Below are 17,199 nucleotides of genomic sequence, written 5' to 3' on the forward strand. Positions count from 1 at the left end.
AGAAAAACCCTGACGCCGAGTTAAATTCGTATTATTCTAAAGAAAATATTAGTATTAAAAGTAAAAAATATTAAATCTATTAATCTAGAAAAATTACTGAGGTTTACACAAAGAGTTAAACACTCTCTTTTTATTTGTTAAAAATTAACTTTATTTAATTCATCAGCAAACTTTTTAGTAATAAGCTGAGGCCTAGTGATAGCTCCTCCAACGACAACAGCGTAAGATCCCAATTCCATTGCCAGTTTTGCTTTTTCTGGAGTATCGAAATTTCCTTCTGCAATTATAGGAGTTTTACATTTGAATATCAACTCTTTAAGAACATCAAAATTATTTAAACCTTTGGATTGTTCAGTATATCCAACTAGGGTTGTTCCAATATAGTCAAATCCCAATTTTTCTGCGCGAATTCCTTCTTCAACTGTTGAGATATCAGCCATAAATTTCTGGTTTGGATATTTAATTTTTAGAGACTTTAAAAGTTCTAAATCAGCGTTGATAGTAGCATCAAGAGCTATTACATCAATATTAGTAGCAATAAGGGCGTCTAATTCTTTCTCTGTTGGAGTGATATATGAAATCAAATCTTGATAATCTTTTTTTATAATACCAATAATCGGTAAATCAACAACTTTTTTTATTTCCAGAATATCTTCAACTCCATTTGCTCTAATTCCAACAGCTCCCCCCATCTGGGCAGCAATAGCCATTCTTCCCATTATAAATGAACTGTGTAAAGGTTCGTTTTCCAATGCTTGACATGACACAATAAGACCTCTTTTCATAAAATCCTCCTAGTTATTACTTTCTATAATTTCATTAATTTTTTGTTTAATAGGATCAGCCATTGCTCCAAAAATAGCCTGAATACCGCCTTGAACTTCTAAAACTCCAGTTGCTCCAAGAGTTTTTAATTTAGCTTTATCAACTTTTGAGACATCTTTAACAGAAACTCTAAGTCTTGTTATACATGCATCAATGTCATCTATATTTTCTTTTTCACCAAGGGCAGATAAAACTTCTTTTGATGTTTCAAATAGAGAATCTTTAGTAACTATTCTAATCTCTTCATCATCCCCTTCTCTACCGGGAGTAGGAATGTTGAAACGTTTAATTAAAAATACAAAAGAGAAATAATATAAGGCAAACCAGAAAGTTCCAATTATTAGAACATATATCCAATTAGTGGCTTCATTACCCTGTAAAACACCAAAAAGTGTAAAATCGATTAATCCTCCAGAGAATGTGTTTCCAATAGAGATGTTTAATAAGTCGGCTACAAGAAAAGATAAGCCATCAAAAAATGCGTGAACTCCATATAACCAAGGAGCAACAAACAAGAACATAAACTCAATAGGTTCGGTGATTCCTGTTATAAAAGATGTAATAGCAGCTCCTAAGAATAAACCACCAACGAGTTTTCTCTTATTTATAGGTGTACAATGATACATAGCTAAACAAGCAGCTGGTAACCCAAACATCATAGTGGCAAAACGTCCGGCGAAGAATCTAGTTCCTTCAGTAAATAGACCAGTATGATTAGGGTCAGCCAGTTGGGCGAAAAAAATATTTTGAGCTCCAACAATTGTTTTTTCTGCAACTTGAGCAGTTCCACCAAGTTCTGTATACCAGAATAAGGGATAGATCATGTGATGTAGCCCAACAGCTCCGCTCAATCTCAAAAGAAAACCATAAAGAAAAGTTCCGAATATTCCTAGACTAGCTATAGATTTTCCTGCAGAAGTCAACCAGCCTTGGAATGTTGGCCATGTTAAGAAAAATATTATACCAATTCCAATTGCCGCGAAAGAAGAAACAATAGGAACGAATCTAGATCCACCAAAGAAACCAAGAACGGCAGGAAGTTTAATATTGCTATATTTATTATGTAAATAAGCCACTAAAGAACCTATAACAATAGCTCCGACAACACCCGTATCAATGGCTCCGATTTCAGGTTTAAACGCTGTGATTAATCCTTTAATAGAAGCATTCATAACTAAAAATGCCACAGCACCAGCTAAACCAGCTGTTCCTTTATCTTTTTTAGCCAATCCAATAGCGAGTCCAATACACATAATGAGAGCTAGATTGGCAAAGATAACTTCTCCAGAAGCGGACATAACTTGTAAGATACCCTGTAAAATAGGGATATTTAAAAAAGGATAGGCATTGATAGTATTTGCGTTAGAAAGAGCTCCACCAATCCCTAAAAGTAATCCAGCGGCTGGTAAAATTGCTATTGGGAGCATAAATGATTTACCAATTTTTTGTAAATTTTTAAACATAGTAACCTCCTGTTGCACAAATTATTTTCATAATGTATATTTAATATGAAAATAATTTTCAGTAATTATAGTACGAATATATCATATAAATGCAAAAATTACAATAAAAAACAGTCATTAGGTTATTTACTTTAAGATTGCTTCTACTGTCAATTGCATTTTTTTTCTTAACTCTTTGTTAGATAGAAGGATTGTAGATATTAAATCAAAAAGATACATAGTTGAAAATTGGGTATTTATAAAATCTCTTTTGTGAATAAAATCTGAGGCATAGATTGAAATTAAATCGTGGGAAAAATTTTTAATGGAACTATTAGGAAAACTTGTAACTCCAATTGTATGAGCACCATTCTTCTGGGAAATCCTCAAGGAATCTATAATTTCTTTCGTTTCACCAGAGATAGAGATTCCAATAACAAGATCATCCTTTGCAACGATAGCACTATTTATAATCATCATATGAGAATCAGTAATACTTGAAACATTAAATCCCATTCTTAAAAGTCTTTGCATAAACTCAAGGGCAGTGAGTCCAGAACTTCCAACTCCATAGATATAGATTTTTTTAGCTTTTTTAATCTCTTCTACGACTTTTAAAATTAATTTTTTGTTAATCAGACGATTAGTTTTTTCTATAACTTCAGTATAGTAGTTGTGAACAGCTGAAAAAAGTTCATTTTCTTTAGATGGAGAATTGTTAAAAGGAATATTTAATTTAATTTTCATTTGAACAAAACTATCACAATTAATTTTTTTAGAAAATCTAGTGATTGTAGAGGTAGAGGCACCCGTAACTTTTGAGAGGTTAGTAATTGATATATTTTCGATATTATCCTTATGTTTTAGTATATAATCAGCTATGTTCTTTTCTTTTTGAGAGAAACTACTATATTTTTGCTTTATTTCATATATGATATCCAAATTAAGACCTCCTAGAATATTTATTATTATAACTATATCATAAATAAATTTATAAAAAAATAGCTATTTTCATGATATAATAATTAAAACAAGAACTTCATTGGAGTAAAATATGGAAAAAAAGATAAGGATAACATTACCAAAAAAAATAGCTGAAATTTTAGAAAATGATACAGAAGAGTTTTTTATAAAGAAAAACACGTTATTAAATTATATATATGCAGAAAAAATAAAAGAGGATAGAAGAAAAAAAAATCTATACACGTACAAAGAAGAAACTTCTATTATTCAATTCAATCTAAATAAAAAAAATTTAGAAGGATATTACAACTATTTAGAGGAAAATAATATTCAAAATGAATCGGAATTTTTTAGAGAGATTTTGATTGAATACGCTAGTCAAAGCAAAAAAAAGAGAGAATGTTTTCTATTTAGGGAAATAGTTGAAAGAATAAATCATTCGATAAAAGAAAAAAAAATAATAAGAATAGTTTTTCGGGATGAAAAAAAAATTGAAGTTGAACCATATTTAATTGAAAGTTCTAAATTAGAGGTTATGAATTATCTATTTTGCTATAATTTAAGGGAATCAAAGTGGAGAAACTATAAGATTAAGTATATAAAATCAATTTATATAAAAAATCTTTCTTTTAAATTAAGAGACAAAAAATTTGTAGATAAAATGAAAGATAATTTCGATCCATTTATATCTTTTGGACAATATATTGAAATTAAATTAACAATGGTTGGACAAAAAATGTTTAATGAGATAGAGACCAATAGACCACAGGTGATAAAAATTGACGGAGATAAATATATTTTGGAGTGTTCACAAGAGAAAGCCAAAAGATACTTCAGCTTTTTTTTAGATGAAGTAGAGGTACTAGAACCTCAAGATTTAAGAGCGTGGTTTAAAGAAAAATATAAAAAGGCTTGGATTAAATATCAAGAATAAAAAAGAGGGAACTTTTGATAAAGTTGCCTCTTTATTCATTTATAGACTTAATATGTTTTAGTCTCTATACCTCAATATATCTCCATTTCCCTTGTTTAAATCTATATAGGCACGCTAGACCACGGTAAGTTAAGTCTAAAATCATCACTAACCAAGCACCATTTAAGCCAAAATTAAATATATATAAAAATAGATAAGTAAGTGGTATTCTAACAAAAAACATACCAACAGATGTAATCCATAGGACGGATCTAGTATCTCCAGCTCCTCTTAAAGCTCCACTTAAAACCATGGAGACAGCTAAGATTGGTTGAGCAATAGAAACAATTCTAAGAGCGGAGCTTGCCATGGGAACTATAGCTTGATCTTTTGTAAACATTGAAATTACAAATTTTGGTGAAATCATAAAAATAAAACCAAATGCAGTCATAACACTTATAGCTAAAAACATATTTAAATAACCAGCTTTTTTAGCTTCTTGATATTCTTTTGCTCCCAAATATTGTCCAACAAGCGCAGTTCCAGCCACAGAAAAGCCAAATCCTAAATTAAAAGAGAAAGACTCTGCAGTTAAAGCAATTTTGTGTGCAGCATATTGTAGTGTGCCTAAATTTATAACCATAGCTTCAAAAATTAACATACCAATTCTAAATAATCCCTGCTCTCCAGCCGAGGGTAAACCTACTTTTAAAAGTCGTTTACAGATATCTTTATTTATTTTAAAATCTTTTGTGGTCAATGCTATACAATAATTTTTTTTATATATTATTAAAAAAGAAAATATAAGTGTGACAATTCCTCTGGACATAGTTGTAGCTATTCCGGCTCCAAAAACACCGAGATTTAAGACAAAAATAAAAATGTAGTTGAGAAATATATTTAAAAAAATACTGATTGTATTATTTATCATTGGAATTTTAGCCTTATTAATAGATCTAAATCCATATGAAAAGATTATATTAAAACATAAAAAAGGAATTCCTAAAGAAATTACTTTTAAATAACTCAAAGCTTCAGTAATTGGTTGGTTTTTACTAATAATTTCAAGAATATTTTTACCGAAGACAACAAAGGCAAAGGTTACGATAAAAGCTGCAGGAATTCCCAAAATTAAGCTTTGACTCATACCCTCTTTAGCTTCTTCATAGTTTCTAGCTCCAAATGCACGACTAACCATAGCTGTAGTTCCAACGCTGATTGCAAAAAATATAGGAATAACAGTTAAAATAGGGGCAGTCCCCAAACCAACGGAAGCAATAGCCTCTGGACCTAGTCTTCCCACCATAATCAAATCAAAAAATCCCAGTAATGTCTGTACAAACATATCTACTATAGTAGGTAAAGCAATAGTGAGAATAGATAAAACTTCACTTTTATTCTCTTTATATAAAGAGCGAACTTGTTCCAAAATAATCCCTCCAAAAATTTATTTCTAAAGGTTATTATATATGAAAAAGCTTAAAATTGATATATAAAAAAAGCTATCTTTCTAAAAAAGAAAAATAGCTTTATAAATTATAGAGTAAAATAATATTAACTATTAAAATGGAAACTCATCTTCATCAAAAGATGATCCACCAAAATCATCATTAGAAGGGTGCTCAACAACTTTAGGGGCTGAGTAAGATGGTGTTGGGGCAAAATCGGATGGTGTAGATGATTCTCCTCTTCCTTCAACAAATTCCATGCTTTCAACAAGTACGTCATAAGTTGTTCTTTTTTCTCCGTTTACCTCGTATCTATTCATTTGGAGTCTACCATTAACAGCAACTTTTCTACCTTTTCTTAAGTATTCACCAATAAGTTCAGCTGTTTTTCCAAAAGCAACACAGTTTATAAAGTCAGCTTCTCCCTTAGAAAAAGGTCTATCAACTGCTAAACTAAATCTTGAGTATGCCTTTCCACTTTGACCAAATTTAAGTTCTGGATCTCTAGTTAAACGTCCAATTAATACGACTAGATTCATAAATACCTCCTATTATTTTAGTTTATACACAAAGATTATAACAGAAAAACAAAAAAAATAATATTTATTTATAAAATAATTTTTTTAACTAAGTTATTGAATATGGTATAATAATATGAAAAATTAAAATTGCAGAAAGGGGAAAAAAATGAAGAAAGCGGTTTTGCTAGATGTAAGTGCAATAATGTATAGAGCTTTTTATGGAAATTTGAATTTTAGAACTAAAAACGAACCAACAGGAGCGGTATATGGATTTGTTAATACTCTTATGAGTATTATAAATCAATTAAATCCCGATTATATAGGAGCTGCTTTTGATGTAAAAAGAGCTACTTTAAAGAGAAGTGAGATATATAAGGAATACAAAGCCCAAAGAGACTCAGCACCAGAGGATTTAATCGCTCAAATACCTAGAATAGAAGAGCTTTTAGATTGTTTTGGAATAAAGAAATTCAAAATAGAGGGGTGTGAAGCGGATGACGTGTTAGGAAGTTTAGCAAAAGAGTTAGGAGCGAAAGGTATAGAGTCTTATATAGTAACTGGAGATAAAGATTTGTCTCAAATATTAGATTCGTATGTGAATATAGCACTCTTAGGTAAAGGGGATGGTGGGGGATTGAAAATATTGTCCACGGAAGAAGATGTTATAGAGCAGATTGGAGTTAAGCCGAAAATGATTCCGGATTTATTTGGATTAATTGGAGATACGAGTGATGGAATTCCAGGGGTAAGAAAAATTGGTTCTAAGAAAGCTATCCCAATGCTAGAGAAATATGGAAGTTTAGAGGGTATTTATGAAAATATAGACTCTTTGACAGAACTTCCCGGAATAGGAAAATCGTTGATTAATAATTTAATTGAAGATAAGGAGTTAGCTTTTTTAAGTCGTGAGTTGGCCACAATTGAATTATTAGATTTGGATATAAGAGAAAGTGAGTTAGAGTATAAAAGAGATGATAGAAAGCTTTTAGAGCTTTTTAAAACATTAGAATTCAAATCTTTAATAAAAAAGATGAACTTGGAAGATACTCAAAATCAAACAGTAGTTCAACAAACTCCACAGAATAGCATGCAATTAGGACTATTTAATTTTCAAGGAACTCCTGAGATACTTGAAGAGAAAGATTTTTTTATACTAGAAGGATTCAGAATAAAGGAGATATTAGGGGATTCAGATAGTGAGATAGCAATATATCTAGGAGAGAAAGGTGCGGCAGCATCTCTAAAAAATAAGGATTATTTTTTACCATTGAAGGATGTAGAGAGTAAAAAGTATTTTAAAGAGGCTTTGAATTCAAATAGTAAATTTATATCTTATGGATTTAAAAATTTTTTGAGAAATGGTTATTCTGTAAAAAATATGGAATTTGATACAATGTTGGCTTACCATCTACTGACATCTCAAACTAGAGAAGAAATTGAAGTCATGTTGAGAAATGTTTTAGATGAAGATATAGAAAAGTACAGTGAAATTTTTGCAAAAACAAAAATAGAGGATATTTCAGTTGAAGATTACGGGAAATTTCTAACAAAAAGAACAAGAGGAATCCTTATTGCTTACCCTGAGCTTGTAAAGGAATTACAAAATAATAATCTATGCAATGTTTTAAAAGAAACAGAAATGCCACTAATTAGAGTTTTAGCCGATATGGAAATTGAGGGAATCAAGATATCACCAGAATATTTTGCCAAATATAGTTTAGAATTAGAGAAAAGACTAGATGAGCTAACAAAAAAAATATATGAGGAAGCGGAAGGAGAATTTAATATTAACTCTCCGAAACAGTTAGGAGAGATCTTATTTATTAATCTAAACATTCCTCCTGTGAAGAAAACTAAAACAGGGTTTTCAACAGATAGTGAGGTTTTAGAAAAATTGGCTGAACAAGGGTATGAAATAGCAAGATCAATTCTAGAATTTAGAAAGTTGAGTAAATTAAAATCTACTTATGTGGATCCACTTCCTAAAATGGTTGATAAAAATAATAGACTACATACAACTTTTAATCAAACGGGGACGGCAACAGGAAGATTGTCGTCATCAGATCCAAATCTTCAAAATATTCCAGTGAGAACGGAAGAGGGAATGAAAATAAGGGCTGGATTTATAGCCAAAGATGGGTCAGTGTTATTAGGAATAGATTACTCTCAAATCGAACTAAGAGTTTTAGCTGAAATATCGCAGGATAGAAATTTGATAGAGGCGTATTCTAAAAATCTGGATTTGCATAGTTTGACAGCTAGAAAAATATTTGATTTACCAGAGGATGCCTTAGTGACAAGGGAGCAAAGAGATGCTGCTAAAATAGTAAATTTTAGTATAATATATGGAAAAACAGCTTTTGGATTATCTCAAGAATTAAAAATAACTCCAAAGGAAGCTTCGGATTATATTACGAGATATTTTGAACAATATCCAGCAGTTAAACATTTAGAGAAAGAGATAATAGAATATGCTGAAGAGCATGGATATGTTGAAACATATTTCAAAAGAAAAAGAATAATAGATGGAATTAATTCAAAAAATAGAGTTATAAAAAATCAGGCTGAGAGAATGGCTGTAAATACAGTAATTCAGGGAACTGCTGCTGAAGTTTTAAAAAAAGTTATGATAGATTTATATGAGGTATTGAAAGATAAAGAGGATATACATATGTTGCTTCAAGTTCATGACGAGTTGATATTTGAAGTAGAAAAAGAAAAGGTTTTAGAATACAAAGAAAAAATAGAAAAAATAATGAGGGAAAGTATTCAATTTTCTAAAGTTAAATTGGAAGTGAATAGCTCTATAGGACAGAACTGGGCTGAAACAAAGTAGGAGGAGATTGTGTCGTATACTTATAAAGTTAAAAATGAAATACTTCATCGTTGTGATTTAAGTGAAGATGAAAAATATGCAGAAATAAGAGCGATACTCTTATTAAAACATGCTATAAATGAGGCTAGCATAGAGCTAAAATTAGAAAATAAAGAGATAGCGGAACGAGTTTATTTTATGTTAAAAGAGTTAACTAATTTGAAGATTTTCATAAAGTTTTCTAAAAGTAAAAAATTTGGAGAACACAATGCCTATGTGATAACGATTCCATCACAACCCGGAATAAAAAAATTTATAGAAAATTTAAAGACTTACACATCCACAGGGGAGAGAGTAGATGAAGGGATTGAGAGAGGATTTATAAGGGGAATGTTTTTAGGTTGTGGTTATATAAAGTCTCCTGAAAAAGAGTATGCCTTGGATTTTTTTGTGGATAGTGACGAGTTAGCAGATGAATTATATAATCTTTTATTGAAACTTGAAAAAAGAGTCTATAAAACAGTAAAAAGGAATAAACCACTTGTGTATATGAGAAACGCAGAAGATATTATGGATATAATAGTTTTAATCGGCTCAATGAAAGAGTTTTATAATTATGAAGAGACAACTATGATAAAAGATTTAAAAAATAAAACTATTAGAGAGATGAATTGGGAAGTTGCCAACGAAACGAAAACTTTAGATACAGCTAGAAAACAAGTGAAGATGATAAACTACATTGGACATAAAATTGGATTAAATGAGTTGAGCCCAGTTTTAGAAGAGATAGCGTTCTTGAGATTGGAAAATCCAGAAGCGTCATTACAAGAGTTAGCAGAGATGATAGGAATATCTAAATCTGGAATTAGGAATAGATTTAGAAGATTGGAAGAAATACATAATGAACTTTTAGAAAAAGAAAGAGAAGCATAAGGGGAGTACAATGAAAATAATAGAAGATATTTTGCTAACTAAAGAAAAATTTAAAAGTACATACATTGCTATTGGTGCTTTTGATGGAATTCATATGGGACATAGAGAGCTAATTTCTAAAGCTGTAGAAAAAGCTAGAAAAACAGGTGGAGAGTCAGTTGTATTTACTTTTTTAAATCATCCAATGGAAATAACAAATAGAATAAAGGCACCAAAATTAATTAGCTCTTTGGAAGAAAAAATTCATATAATAGAATCTTTGGGTGTAGACTACTTGATACTTCAGCCATTCACTCAAGAATTTTCTAATATGACTCCTCAGGTATTTGTAGAAAGAGTTTTAGCAAAATTATTGAATACTAAAGAGATATATGTGGGATTTAATTTTTCTTTTGGAAAAGGTGGAAAAGGAACGGTTGATAATCTAAAGCAACTGGGAAGACAGTATAAAATTTTTGTCAATATAATAGAGCCTGTGAAAATTAAGGAGCAAATTATAAGCTCGACATTTATACGAGAGATGTTAGCAACTGGAAATTTAGACATAGCAAATAGATGTTTGGGACAACCATTTTTAATTATTGGTGAAGTTGTTCACGGAAGAAAATTGGGAAGAATAATGGGTTTTCCCACAGCAAACTTAAAAATATTGAATAAAATATATCCACCTTTTGGTATATATGGGGGAAGAGTTAAAGTAGAGGGTGAACAAGGGTGGCACCATGCAGTTATTAATATAGGGAAAAATCCCACGTTAAAGCCAAACGAAAGAAGCATTGAAGTTCATATATTAAATTTTGATAGAGATATATATGGAAAAAGGATATATGTTTCTCTAATGGAATTTTTGAGACAAGAGAAAAGATTTAATTCAATGGAAGAGTTAAAGGAAACAATAAAAAATGACGTTCTAAATTGGAAGGAAAAGGTTAAGGTAAGAGAAGATGGAGATTGTATTAAAAATAGATAATTTTGAAGGACCTTTAGACCTATTGTTACATCTTATAGAGAAGAAGAAAATGAAAATATCTGAGATAAAAATATCTCAAATAATAGATGAATATCTTCAATTTATAGAAAAAGCACAAAGTGATAGCCTGAGTATAAAGGTAGAGTTTTTAGAGATTGCTTCTGAACTTTTAGAGATAAAAGCAATATCCATTCTTAGTGTTGAAAAAGAAGAGGAAAGAGAAAAGGATTTGAAAAGAAGACTAGAAGATTATAAAGTTTTCAAAGAGGTTGCTCAAAAGATATCGGAGATAGAGTGTGAATACAATATCTCTTATACCAGAAAGGAGGGAAGAAAAATAACTAAAAATATTCCTAAAGAGTTTGATTTAACTACTCTAAAGCTTCAAGATATATTTAATAGCTACATGAAATATTTACCAAAAGATGATGAAATTTTGGAGATTGAAGTTGAAAAAAGATACTCCTTAAAGGAAGAAATGGATCGAATAAAAGTTATTTTATACTCTTCGGAAAAAGAAGTGATAGAACTTTTTAGACGAGCGGAGAACAGAACACATTTAGTATATATATTTTTAGCAATTTTAGATTTGTATAGAGATGGAATTATTTTAATAGAGGGTGAAGGAAACTTAAAGCTCTTTAGGAGGGATTAAGTGGAATACAATTATAAGATATACACGCCAGAAAAATATGCTTTTAGTATGGGAAAAATTGCTCTAAATAAATATTTAGAGAGTAATTCAAAAGAGAATATAATGGATATAAAAATAATTGACATATCGTGTGGCTCTGGAAATCTTTTATTGGCATTGTTGGAGGAGTTATTAAAGATTTCTAAAGAAATTTTTGGAATATACCGATATAGTGAAAATTGGATAACAGGTTTTGATGTGGATATGAATGCACTAAAACTATTGGAAAAAAGAGCTGAGGCTCTTTTCTTTAAATATGGGATATATGGAAAATTGAATATAAAGAATTGTGATTCTTTGTATGAAAAAATAGAAGAAAAATATGATATTGTAATAGGGAATCCGCCATATTTAGGAGAAAAAAATCATAAAGAGATTTTTCAAACTATAAAGGAAACCGATTTTGGGAAGAAATACTATAAACCTAAAATGGATTATTTCTATTTTTTTATTGATAAAGGGATAGACATATTAAAAGATAATGGAATTCTAGTATATTTAACTACTAATTATTGGCTGAAGGCTGACAGTGCAGAAGGTATAAGAGAGAAGTTAAGGTTGGAAGGAAGTTTTTTTCGATTGGAAAATTATAGCTATTCAATTTTTAAAGATGCTATAGGGCAGCATAATATAATTTTTTATTGGCAAAAAAATAAACAAAATTTGGTTGTGTGCGTGAATGATGATGGGATTGAATATTCTATTGAACAAGAGAGTATTTTTACAGATGAACACACTAAACTTGTTTTGATACCACCATTTTGGAAAGAAAATATAAAAAAAATTAGAGATAAAAGCAATGTGCTTTTAGGTGATTTAGTAAATGTTAATCAAGGAATAGTGAGTGGTGCTGATAAAGTTTTTGTTTTTGATGAATACAGAGAAGAATTTAAAAAATATTTGAAACCTTTTTATAAAAACCGAGATATAGGGAAATATGAAATATCAAAAAAGCCACCATTTTGGATTATGTATTTAACTGGTAAGTCTGAGTTGGATGAAAAAGTTATGGATTATTTATTGAAGTATAAAAATAAACTTTCTAAGCGAAGAGAAGTTATAAACAATAGAATAAATTGGTGGGAACTACAATGGGCTAGAGATGAAGAAATTTTTTTAAGACCTAAAATTGTTGTCAGGCAAAGGTGTAAAACAAATAATTTCGCATATACAGAGAAAGAGTTTTATGGAAGTGCAGATATTTACTATTTAACTGCAAAAATAGAAAATATAAACTTATATTATATTTTAGGATACTTAAATTCAAAAATTTTCTTTTTGTGGTTCAATTATGTAGGAAAGAAGAAAGGAAAAAATTTAGAGTTTTATTCGACGCCTTTGAAAGAATCACCTCTATATTATCCTACAGATAAGGAGGAGTTGAAGTATATTGAAAATTTAGTAAAAAGGCAATTGGAGAATTACACTGAAGATACTCAAAATGAGATTGATAGTTATTTTAATAAAATAATGGATATAAAAAATATGAGTGGAGAGAGTTAACTTTCCACTCATATTTTTGTTTGTTATAAAGCTTTGATATCGTTTGCTATAAACTGAGCCTTAGCACCAAATATTGCTTGAACTCCATTTTGACCAACTTTTAAAACTCCAGAAGCTCCAAGTCTTTTCAATTCTGTTTCATTTACAAGGGCAGTATCTTTAACTTCAAGTCTTAGCCTAGTTATACAAGCATCAACAGAGATAACGTTTTGTTTTCCTCCTAAAGCAGCAAGAGTAAGAGTAGCTAACTCTCCACCTTCAGCTTTAGGTTGATCATCTACTTCAGCCCCAACTTCTCTTCCAGGAGTAGCTAAGTTGAATTTTCTAATGAAAAATCTAAATCCAAAATAATATATTACAGAGAATCCCAATCCTACAACGATAACCATTGGCCAGTTAGTTTTAAATCCTTCAGTTCCAGGAAGAACACCAAACATGATGTAGTCAATAACTCCACCAGAGAATGTCATACCAATTCTAACGCCAAACATATTCATTAGCATAAATGATAACCCAGCGAAAATACAGTGGATTCCATATAATATTGGAGCAACGAATAGGAATGAGAATTCTAAAGGCTCAGTTATTCCAGTTAGAAAAGAAGTAAGGGCAGCAGAAAATAAAATTCCAGCGGCTATCTTTTTATTTTCATTTCTTGCTTCATGATACATTGCAAGAGCGGCAGCAGGTAATCCAAACATCATAAATGGGAACTTACCAGTTAAGAATTTACCAGCTCCAGAATATGTAGTTGATGAGAATGAATGAACTCCATCTTTCAACATTGCAAACCAAATAGCTTGATCTCCATTAACAACTTGCCCAGCGTTGTTTGTGTATTCTCCAAATTGATACCAGAAAGGTGCATAGAAGATGTGGTGTAATCCGAATGGAATTAAAGCCCTTTCTGTAATTCCGAATAATAAAGTAGAGATATTAGTATTTGTCTCATTAGCTAAGTAAGAAAGTTGAGCAAGTCCTGCTTGAACTGGTTGCCAAATGTATGGCATAGCTAAACCAACTAAAAAAGCAAATACTGCAGTCATAATAGGAACAAGTCTTTTTCCAGCAAAAAATCCTAAAAATGAAGGCAACTCTGTCTTATAGAATTTTTTATAACAAATAGCGGCAATAATACCAGCGATAAGACCTCCAAAAACTCCAGTTTGAAGCGTAGGTATCCCCAAAACTTCTGCGAAAGCTGGGTTTCCAGCGGCAATACCATTAGCAGCATCTGTAAGTGTTCCCATAGTAGTATTCATAATTAAAAGTGCAACAATAGCTGCAAGGGCAGCGATACCATCTCCACCCACTAGACCAATAGCGGCTCCAACAGCAAATAAAAGTGGTAAATTACCAAATATTATTCCTCCGGCCTGCTCCATTAAAGGTATTCCTAACTTATTTCCAGCAGCAAGAAATATACCAGCAGCTGGTAAAATTGCAACTGGTGTCATCAAAGCTTTACCGATTTTTTGAACTTCAGCAAATATTTTCATAAAACTCCTCCATAAGATTGATAATAAAGATTATTTAATTCACTAAAAGAATACATTTTATTTTAAAAAAAGTCAAGAAAATTATCGAAATAAATGAGCCTTTTTTTTACGCATCATTTGTGCTATAATTTAACAAAAGAGGTTAAAAGGGAGTAGAAATATCTATGAAAGAGGATGAAAAGAATAGGAAATACAGGATACTTGAACCCTTTTTTAAAAAGGAAAAGAAGTTAAAAGAAATAGAAGAAGAGACACAAATTTCTTACGCCACATTAAAAAGATGGGTAAGTCAGTATAGAGATTTGGGTGAAAAAGGATTAATAAAGAAAACTAGAATAGATAAAAATACTTTTAAGAAAGTAAATGATGATGTGATGGATTATTTAAAAAACTTATATAAAGAGTATCACGCACTACCGGTGACGAAACTGTATGAGAAAGCTAAGAACACTCTCAATTCCTATAACAGCATGATAAGCTATCCAACTTTTTTTAGAATAATAAATAATTTAGATGAAAATATTAAAGAAAATTCGTTAAAATCTGTGAAAAAGGATAAAGTATTTGAATATGCTATTGTGCAAAAAGCTGTACCGATTCCTTTTTTCGATAATAAAAACAAAATTTTTTATTTAACAATTTTTTATAACAAAGAGAATTATAAAATTATAAATTTTATCTTTGAAGAAGAGAAAAGAGAGCTTATAAAATTATTTAATTTTATCCAAAAAAGTATTATAATAGAAGGGGCTTATCCCAAAAATATATCTTTAGATGAGAGAATTCAAGGAGTTACTAAAAATTTGTTGAGAACAATATTTTTTCAAACTAAAATCAATTTAATTCAAGAGGAAGCAGATGAAAATATGTTGGGTTTTATCAGATACATAGATACAGATATTTTAAAAGAGTTTAATAAAAAAAAACCTAAAGATGTTGAGGACATTTCGCTATTTATAAAAAAATATTTATTTATAGAGGAAAATAAGACAGAGAGAGTAAGTGAAGATGATGGAATTAAACTTTTGTACTTTTTACATAAATATAAAAGAAAAGTTTATAACAGTGGAGTTAGAGTAAAAAACAACATATATGGTAGTATCACCTTAAGGGATAGAGAAGGGGATATTGTAGATGTATTTTATAATGAATTTTCAATCGAGAAAGTTGACATCTATATAAAAGGTATATTTATTGGTAAGGCTGAAATAATAAAATAATAAAAATACTAGGAGTGGACATGTTAAAAAATTTTTTAAAAGGAATAATAATAGGAGTTGCAAATGTTTTACCGGGTGTTTCGGGAGGGACATTAGCAGTAGTACTAAATGTTTATGATAAGTTGACAGAAGCAGTTGGAAATTTTTTGACAGCTCCGATAGAAAAAAAGATAGAATATGCAAAATTTTTATCACAAATAGGATTGGGAGCAGTAGTTGGAATCATTGTATTCGCAGGAGTTATTTCTAAATTGTACACTTTATATCCCAGATGGACAACAATAGTTTTTTTAATTTTGATACTTCCATCAATTCCGCTTGTTTTAAAAGGAGAGAAATTTCTAAAAAAAGATAATATCTTAGCTTTTTTGGGCGGAGTTGTATGCACAGCAATTTTTATATATGTAACTAAAATACTTGTAGGTGAAGAGGTTACAAGAACAGCAACATCTATATTTACACTATCCTATGGGATAAAATTATTTTTTTGTGGGATAGTAGCAGCAGGAGCTATGGTTATACCGGGGATTTCCGGTTCTTTATTGCTGATGATAATGGGAGAATACTATAACGTATTGGGGTATATTAAAAGTTTTAATATATTGCCATTAAGTTTTTTTGCGACGGGGACAGCAATAGGTTTAATATTAGTTGCTAAAGGAATAAATGTACTTTTAAATAAATATAGAAGTTATACATTGAATTTTATTGTGGGTATCATAGTAGTTTCGCTGATCCAAATAGTAGAAAAATTATTTTGAGGGAGGAAAAAGGTGGACATAAAAGAGATTAAGAAAAATGCAAAAGAAAGGATGAAAGAGTTTTGTGTACTGTGTCCTGAGTGTAATGGGCGATGGTGTGCAGGAAAAGTTCCTGGAATGGGTGGTGCGGTTACTGGTGGAAGTTTTCAAAGAGCTTATGAAAAATTAAAAGATGTAAAAATAGCGATGAGGACTTTACACAATGTAACTAATCCGCAATTGAAATGCAATTTTTTGGGAGAGGAACTTTCATTTCCAGCTATGGTTGCTCCTATAACTGGAACAAAATTCAATATGGGTGGGTATGTGAGTGATGAAGAATACTCCAATGATATTGTTTTTGGTGCAATTGATGCTGGAACTATAGCTATGATTGGAGATACTGGAGACCCGAATTGCTTTCAAATGGGGATTGAGGCAATAAAAAAAGTATATAGTTCATTTATTAGTGAAGAAATTTCAAATTTTAATTCATCTGTATATTATAGTAATCCACAATATTTAAAATACAGTTATCTTGAAGGAAAATTACTTCCGTAACTATTGAAAAATAAGGAGAAATTATTATGAACATAAGAAATGCAACTATACAAGATTTGCAAGCAATTACTGAAGTGGAAGCAAAATGTTTTCCAAAAGCAGAAGCAGCTTCAGAAGAAGATTTTAGAAAAAGACTAAGTGTATATCCAAAT

At 30.3% G+C, this 17,199-nt stretch carries 15 protein-coding genes; 9 read left to right on the top strand and 6 right to left on the bottom strand.

Annotated features, from left to right (window positions below; genetic code table 11):
* Positions 1–137 precede the first annotated feature (137 nt).
* The 3 genes from ACWI69_RS10090 to ACWI69_RS10100 all read right to left on the bottom strand — a co-directional run bounded on the left by ACWI69_RS10090 (position 138) and on the right by ACWI69_RS10100 (position 3,209).
* Entirely contained in the window at positions 138–785 is a 648-nt protein-coding gene (locus ACWI69_RS10090; RefSeq protein WP_448821710.1) for an N-acetylmannosamine-6-phosphate 2-epimerase, read from the bottom strand.
* Between the two features lie 9 nt (positions 786–794).
* Entirely contained in the window at positions 795–2,288 is a 1,494-nt protein-coding gene (locus tag ACWI69_RS10095; RefSeq protein ID WP_448821711.1) for a PTS transporter subunit EIIC, read from the bottom strand.
* A gap of 126 nt (positions 2,289–2,414) precedes the next feature.
* A complete protein-coding gene (locus tag ACWI69_RS10100) occupies positions 2,415–3,209 on the bottom strand; it encodes a MurR/RpiR family transcriptional regulator (protein ID WP_448821712.1) in 795 nt (264 codons plus the stop codon).
* Positions 3,210–3,321: 112 nt separating this feature from the next.
* On the opposite strand from ACWI69_RS10100, the gene ACWI69_RS10105 reads away from it, so the two are divergent.
* Complete coding sequence (locus tag ACWI69_RS10105; protein ID WP_448821713.1) at positions 3,322–4,164, top strand: WYL domain-containing protein; 843 nt, start codon at positions 3,322–3,324, stop codon at positions 4,162–4,164.
* A 64-nt stretch (positions 4,165–4,228) separates the two neighbouring features.
* Here ACWI69_RS10105 and ACWI69_RS10110 read toward each other — a convergent pair whose 3' ends face one another.
* Together ACWI69_RS10110 and ACWI69_RS10115 are read right to left on the bottom strand one after the other, a co-directional pair.
* Complete coding sequence (locus ACWI69_RS10110; RefSeq protein ID WP_448821714.1) at positions 4,229–5,572, bottom strand: MATE family efflux transporter; 1,344 nt, start codon at positions 5,570–5,572, stop codon at positions 4,229–4,231.
* A 132-nt stretch (positions 5,573–5,704) separates the two neighbouring features.
* Positions 5,705–6,130, bottom strand: coding sequence for a single-stranded DNA-binding protein (locus ACWI69_RS10115; protein ID WP_448821715.1), 426 nt, complete (start codon positions 6,128–6,130; stop codon positions 5,705–5,707).
* Between the two features lie 148 nt (positions 6,131–6,278).
* On the opposite strand from ACWI69_RS10115, the gene polA reads away from it, so the two are divergent.
* Genes polA through ACWI69_RS10140 form a run of 5 tightly spaced genes read left to right on the top strand, consistent with a single transcriptional unit; the run spans position 6,279 to position 13,027 of the window.
* Positions 6,279–8,948, top strand: coding sequence for a DNA polymerase I (gene polA, locus ACWI69_RS10120; protein ID WP_448821716.1), 2,670 nt, complete (start codon positions 6,279–6,281; stop codon positions 8,946–8,948).
* Positions 8,949–8,957: 9 nt separating this feature from the next.
* Positions 8,958–9,860 (top strand): DNA-binding protein WhiA, encoded by a 903-nt coding sequence (gene whiA, locus ACWI69_RS10125; RefSeq protein WP_448821717.1) that lies wholly within the window; start codon positions 8,958–8,960, stop codon positions 9,858–9,860.
* A 10-nt stretch (positions 9,861–9,870) separates the two neighbouring features.
* The gene (locus tag ACWI69_RS10130) at positions 9,871–10,830 is read left to right on the top strand and encodes a bifunctional riboflavin kinase/FAD synthetase (RefSeq protein WP_448821718.1); all 960 of its coding nucleotides are present in this window, start codon (positions 9,871–9,873) and stop codon (positions 10,828–10,830) included.
* Positions 10,805–11,485 (top strand): segregation and condensation protein A, encoded by a 681-nt coding sequence (locus tag ACWI69_RS10135; RefSeq protein ID WP_448821719.1) that lies wholly within the window; start codon positions 10,805–10,807, stop codon positions 11,483–11,485. The genes ACWI69_RS10130 and ACWI69_RS10135 overlap by 26 nt, the downstream gene beginning before the upstream one ends.
* Positions 11,486–13,027, top strand: coding sequence for an Eco57I restriction-modification methylase domain-containing protein (locus ACWI69_RS10140; RefSeq protein WP_448821720.1), 1,542 nt, complete (start codon positions 11,486–11,488; stop codon positions 13,025–13,027). It begins immediately after the preceding gene.
* 23 nt (positions 13,028–13,050) lie between these two features.
* Here the strand turns inward: ACWI69_RS10140 and ptsG are convergent, their stop codons facing one another.
* Positions 13,051–14,526 (bottom strand): glucose-specific PTS transporter subunit IIBC, encoded by a 1,476-nt coding sequence (ptsG, locus tag ACWI69_RS10145; protein WP_448821721.1) that lies wholly within the window; start codon positions 14,524–14,526, stop codon positions 13,051–13,053.
* A gap of 164 nt (positions 14,527–14,690) precedes the next feature.
* Between ptsG and ACWI69_RS10150 the strand changes: the two genes are divergently transcribed.
* The 3 genes from ACWI69_RS10150 to ACWI69_RS10160 are packed head-to-tail and all read left to right on the top strand — an operon-like array spanning position 14,691 to position 17,047.
* Positions 14,691–15,746 (top strand): Mu transposase C-terminal domain-containing protein, encoded by a 1,056-nt coding sequence (locus ACWI69_RS10150; RefSeq protein ID WP_448821722.1) that lies wholly within the window; start codon positions 14,691–14,693, stop codon positions 15,744–15,746.
* A 20-nt stretch (positions 15,747–15,766) separates the two neighbouring features.
* Entirely contained in the window at positions 15,767–16,507 is a 741-nt protein-coding gene (locus tag ACWI69_RS10155; RefSeq protein WP_448821723.1) for a DUF368 domain-containing protein, read from the top strand.
* 12 nt (positions 16,508–16,519) lie between these two features.
* Positions 16,520–17,047 carry an alpha-hydroxy-acid oxidizing protein gene (locus ACWI69_RS10160; protein WP_448821724.1) on the top strand — a complete coding sequence of 176 codons (528 nt, stop codon included), beginning with the start codon at positions 16,520–16,522 and terminating at the stop codon, positions 17,045–17,047.
* The last annotated feature ends 152 nt before the right edge of the window (positions 17,048–17,199 follow it).

The sequence above is a fragment of the Cetobacterium sp. genome (assembly GCF_977044495.1).

Excerpts from the sequence above, each read along its gene's own strand:
- ACWI69_RS10090 (WP_448821710.1), bottom strand. The coding sequence starts at position 785 with ATGAAAAGAGGTCTTATTGTGTCATGTCAAGCATTGGAAAACGAACCT.
- ACWI69_RS10095 (WP_448821711.1), bottom strand. The coding sequence starts at position 2,288 with ATGTTTAAAAATTTACAAAAAATTGGTAAATCATTTATGCTCCCAATA.
- ACWI69_RS10105 (WP_448821713.1), top strand. The coding sequence starts at position 3,322 with ATGGAAAAAAAGATAAGGATAACATTACCAAAAAAAATAGCTGAAATT.
- ACWI69_RS10115 (WP_448821715.1), bottom strand. The coding sequence starts at position 6,130 with ATGAATCTAGTCGTATTAATTGGACGTTTAACTAGAGATCCAGAACTT.
- polA (WP_448821716.1), top strand. The coding sequence starts at position 6,279 with ATGAAGAAAGCGGTTTTGCTAGATGTAAGTGCAATAATGTATAGAGCT.
- ACWI69_RS10130 (WP_448821718.1), top strand. The coding sequence starts at position 9,871 with ATGAAAATAATAGAAGATATTTTGCTAACTAAAGAAAAATTTAAAAGT.
- ACWI69_RS10135 (WP_448821719.1), top strand. The coding sequence starts at position 10,805 with ATGGAGATTGTATTAAAAATAGATAATTTTGAAGGACCTTTAGACCTA.
- ptsG (WP_448821721.1), bottom strand. The coding sequence starts at position 14,526 with ATGAAAATATTTGCTGAAGTTCAAAAAATCGGTAAAGCTTTGATGACA.
- ACWI69_RS10150 (WP_448821722.1), top strand. The coding sequence starts at position 14,691 with ATGAAAGAGGATGAAAAGAATAGGAAATACAGGATACTTGAACCCTTT.
- ACWI69_RS10155 (WP_448821723.1), top strand. The coding sequence starts at position 15,767 with ATGTTAAAAAATTTTTTAAAAGGAATAATAATAGGAGTTGCAAATGTT.